This is a genomic window from Actinosynnema sp. (genome assembly GCF_052038725.1).
Genome location: NZ_JBQGCX010000587.1, coordinates 1 through 3,481, shown reverse-complemented (window position 1 = coordinate 3,481; position 3,481 = coordinate 1). Strand labels below are relative to the sequence as shown.

Genomic DNA, 3,481 nt, shown 5'->3' with positions numbered 1-3,481 from the left:
CGCGGTCTTCGCGGTCGCGCCGTCGAGCGCGGCGCCGACCCGGCTGACCTCGTCCGCGCCGGTCAGGCCGGTGCGCTTGGTCAGGTCGCCCTCGGCGAGCGCGTCGCACACCTCGCTGAGCCTGCGCAGCGGACCGGTCACGGCGCGGGTCGCCGCGACGGCCAGGCCCACGGCCACCGCGATGGCGGCCAGCAGCGTGCCGACCAGCACCCAGACGCCGGTGGTGTAGTTGTCGCTCGCCCGCTCCAGCTGCGCGGCGGTCGACGTCGTCATGTCCTGCACCAGCGCGTCGAGCGCGTTCTGGATGCGCACGGCCTGCGGCTTGACCTGCGAGTCGCGCGCCGCCACGTACCCGGCGCGGTCGCCGGTGCGGGCCAGCTGCAGGAACTCATCGCTGGCGACCACCTTGATGTACTCGGACCACGCGGACTGGAGCTCGGCCGTGGACGAGCGCTGCACGTCGGTGACGGCGCTCTTGGCCAGGTCGGCGAGCGCGGCGTCCATCGCCTTGACGTCCTTGGTGAACGCCTCGTGCTCGGGGCCGTTGGTCGTGGCGACCCACTCGTCGGCCAGCGCGTCGACGCGGGTCTGGAGGTACGCGCGCCTGACCTCGTCGAACTTGGCCAGCGGCACCACGGCCTCGCTGTTGAGCTGCTCCTGACCGTCGCGCAGCGAGGTCATCTGCCCCACCGCGACGCCGGTGATCACGACCATGCCCAGCACGGCCACCGCGACACCGGAGAGGATCTTGACCCCGACCGGGGCTCCGGCGAGCGCCCTTCCCTTGACTGCCATCCACGTGCCTCGTCTCGCCTCGGTGGGGGTGTTCCCCTGTCGGACGGCGAGTCGGCAGGCGCGGTGGTGGCCTGAGAAAAAGGCCACTCGTTGCGGCGAGGGGGGCCAGCTTGCGCCTTACGGGTGAAAGTTGTTTGCTTAGCCTCACCTAAATCTTGGAGGTGAGGTCCGTGCGGCTCCGCCCGCTCGTCGTCCTGCTCGCCCTGTTCGCCACCGCCTGCGGCGGTTCGACCGGCAGCGGAGCGGACACCCCGTCGTCGGCCTCCGGCGACTCCGCAGGCGTCGTCACGGTCGACACCAGGTTCGGCCCCGTCCAGGTCGAGGGCACCCCGAAGCGCGTCGTCGCGCTCGGCTGGTCCGACGCCGAGGCCGCCCTGGCGCTGGGCGTGCAACCGGTCGGCGTCAGCGACTGGATGGCCTTCGGCGGCAAGGGCGTCGGCCCGTGGGCCGAGAGCCTGTACACCGAGACGCCCCAGATCCTGGGCACGATGGAGCTGGACTACGAGGCCGTCGCGGCGCTCCAGCCGGACCTCATCCTCAACACCCGGTCCGACAACGACCAGGCCAAGCACGACAAGCTGTCCCAGATCGCGCCCACCATCGGCGCGCCCAAGGACGTCGTCACCTACGGCACCACCTGGCAGCAGCAGATCGAGATGGTCGGCAAGGCGCTGGGCAAGGACGCCGAGGCCAAGAAGATCACCGCGGACCTGGACGCCAAGTTCGCCGCGAACAAGAAGTTCGAGGGCAAGACCGCCGTCGTCGGCTCCTACTTCGACGGCAAGTTCGGCGCGTACGTCAGCGGCGACGCCAGGGTCGACTTCCTCAAGGCCATCGGCTTCACGCCCAAGGCCGAGGTCGAGTCCCTCGCCACCGGCACCTTCTTCGTCGACGTCTCCGCCGAGCAGCTCAACCTGTTCGACGCCGACTTCACCGTGATCTTCCCGATCGGCGCTGACACCGCCCCGATCAAGCAGCACCCCGTGCTGTCGAACATCCCCTCCGCCAAGGACGGCCGGATGCTGGTCATGGAGGACAAGACGCTGGTCAGCGCCTTCTCCAGCGGCTCCACCCTGGGCGTGGCCCACGCCCTGGACAAGGCCGTCCCGCAGTTCCAGGAGATCCTGAAGGTGGGTTGATCGACAGCCCCGCGAGAGCGGGGTGCTACGCTGTAGGCGGACCTCGTGTGACGCTATCCCTCGAACCTCCCCAGGGCCGGAAGGCAGCAAGGATAAGTGGGCTCTGGCGGGTGCGCGAGGTCCCCTGATCTCAGCGGGAACCCTCGGCCCCGGCACGAATTCGTGTCGGGGTCTTTGGGTATGGTCAGGCCCGTGGCGCTCGCCCTCTACCGCAAGTACCGACCGGCTACCTTCGCCGAGGTCATCGGCCAGGAGCACGTGACCGATCCCCTGCGCATCGCGCTGGGCGCCGGGCGGGTGAACCACGCCTACCTCTTCTCCGGCCCGCGCGGCTGCGGCAAGACCTCCAGCGCGCGCATCCTGGCCAGGTCGCTCAACTGCGCCAAGGGGCCCACCCCCGACCCGTGCGGCGAGTGCAACTCCTGCGTCGGCCTCGCCCCCAACGGGCCGGGCAGCGTCGACGTGGTCGAGCTGGACGCCGCCTCGCACGGTGGTGTGGACGACACCCGCGAGCTGCGCGAGAAGGCGTTCTACGCGCCCGCCGAGGCCAAGTACCGGGTGTTCATCATCGACGAGGCCCACATGGTCACCACGCAGGGCTTCAACGCCCTGCTGAAGATCGTGGAGGAGCCCCCGGAGCACCTGATCTTCATCTTCGCCACCACCGAGCCGGACAAGGTGCTGCCGACGATCCGCTCGCGCACCCACCACTACCCGTTCCGGCTCATCCCCCCGGTCTCGATGCGCGCGCTGCTGGAGCGCAACTGCGCCGCCGAGGGCGTGGCGGTCGAGCCCTCGGTCTTCCCGCTGGTCATCCGCGCGGGCGGCGGCTCCGCCCGCGACACCCAGTCCGTCATGGACCAGCTGCTGTCCGGCGCGGGCCCCGAGGGTGTGCGCTACGACCGGGCCATCGCGCTGCTCGGCGTCACCGACGTCGCGCTGATCGACGACGTGGTGGAGGGGCTCGCCGCAGGCGACGGCGCGGCCGTGTTCGGCACCGTGGACCGGCTCGTCGACGCGGGCCACGACCCGCGCCGCTTCGCCACCGACCTGCTCGACCGGCTGCGCGACCTGGTGCTGCTGTGCGCCGTGCCCGACGCGGGCGAGCGCGGGCTGGTGTCCGCGCCCGAGGACGTGCTGGCCAAGATGATCCCGCAGGCCCAGAACATCGGGCCCGCCACGCTCACCCGGTACGCCGAGGTGCTGCACCAGGGGCTCACCGACATGCGCGGGGCCACCGCGCCCCGGCTGCTGCTCGAACTGCTCTGCGCGCGGATGCTGCTGCCCTCGGTGTCGGACGCCGAGTCGGCGGTGCTCCAGCGCGTCGAGCGGCTGGAGAAGCACGGCGTCGCGGCGGGCGGCAGTGGTGGTGGCGGCGGTGGCGGCGCTCCCGCCGTCGAGTCCAAGTTCCAGCGCCCCTCGCAGCGCCAGGCCGAGCCCGAACCGGCCCCAGCGCAGGCCGCGCCCCTGGCCGCGGCGCCCCCGGTCGCCGTGCCCGTCGCGCCGCCGCAGGCCGCCGCGCCGGTCGAGCCGACCCCGCAGCCCGC

General features: G+C 71.7%; 3 protein-coding genes and 1 other RNA gene. 3 read left to right on the top strand and 1 reads right to left on the bottom strand.

Annotation, left to right across the window (positions count from 1 at the left end; all coding sequences use genetic code 11):
• Positions 1–795, bottom strand: a 795-nt coding sequence (locus tag ACTUAL_RS12275; protein WP_440900317.1) for an MCP four helix bundle domain-containing protein, incomplete at its 3' end; no start/stop codon positions are given.
• Between the two features lie 170 nt (positions 796–965).
• Between ACTUAL_RS12275 and ACTUAL_RS12270 the strand changes: the two genes are divergently transcribed.
• The 3 genes from ACTUAL_RS12270 to ACTUAL_RS12260 form a co-directional block, all read left to right on the top strand.
• A complete protein-coding gene (locus tag ACTUAL_RS12270; protein ID WP_096491069.1) occupies positions 966–1,934 on the top strand; it encodes an ABC transporter substrate-binding protein in 969 nt (322 codons plus the stop codon).
• Between the two features lie 35 nt (positions 1,935–1,969).
• Positions 1,970–2,063: signal recognition particle sRNA small type (gene ffs / locus ACTUAL_RS12265), an RNA gene on the top strand.
• Positions 2,064–2,126: 63 nt separating this feature from the next.
• A partial coding sequence (locus ACTUAL_RS12260; RefSeq protein WP_440900318.1) for a DNA polymerase III subunit gamma and tau occupies positions 2,127–3,481 on the top strand: 1,355 nt, incomplete at its 3' end.